Source organism: Paenibacillus sp. EKM301P (genome assembly GCF_011800295.1).
Classification (GTDB): domain Bacteria; phylum Bacillota; class Bacilli; order Paenibacillales; family Paenibacillaceae; genus Paenibacillus; species Paenibacillus polymyxa.
Genome location: NZ_JAALFM010000098.1, coordinates 1 through 401, shown reverse-complemented (window position 1 = coordinate 401; position 401 = coordinate 1). Strand labels below are relative to the sequence as shown.

At 49.9% G+C, this 401-nt stretch carries 1 protein-coding gene; it reads left to right on the top strand.

What is annotated here, in order from left to right; all coding sequences use genetic code 11:
* A partial coding sequence (locus HFD99_RS25005) for an AMP-binding protein (protein ID WP_167441070.1) occupies positions 1 to 401 on the top strand: 401 nt, incomplete at both ends.

The following is a 401-nucleotide window of genomic DNA, read 5'->3' as shown; positions in this document are numbered from 1 at the left end:
GTTGTCGTGATGCCAGGTGAAGGCATCAAGATTCGTTTTATGTATAACACGCTCAGCTTTGATCAAGCAGGTATTGAACGTCTGTATGGACATTTTGCGCGTCTCTTGGAGCAAATTTCGCTCAACCCGCATGTTCGAGTGGAAGAGCTGGAACTACTCACAGCAGCGGAAAAACAGCAAATTACAGCGGCCTTTAATGATACCGCTTGTGCATTTCCGTCTCATCAAACGATCCATCAGCTGTTCGAGGAGCAGGTGGAGTGTACGCCGGATCAGGTGGCATTGGTGTTTGAACATCAGCGTCTGACGTATCGAGAGCTGAATGAACGGGCGAATTCGCTGGCACGAGTGCTTCAAGCACAGGGAGTAGGACCTGACAAACTGGTCGGTCTGATGGTGCA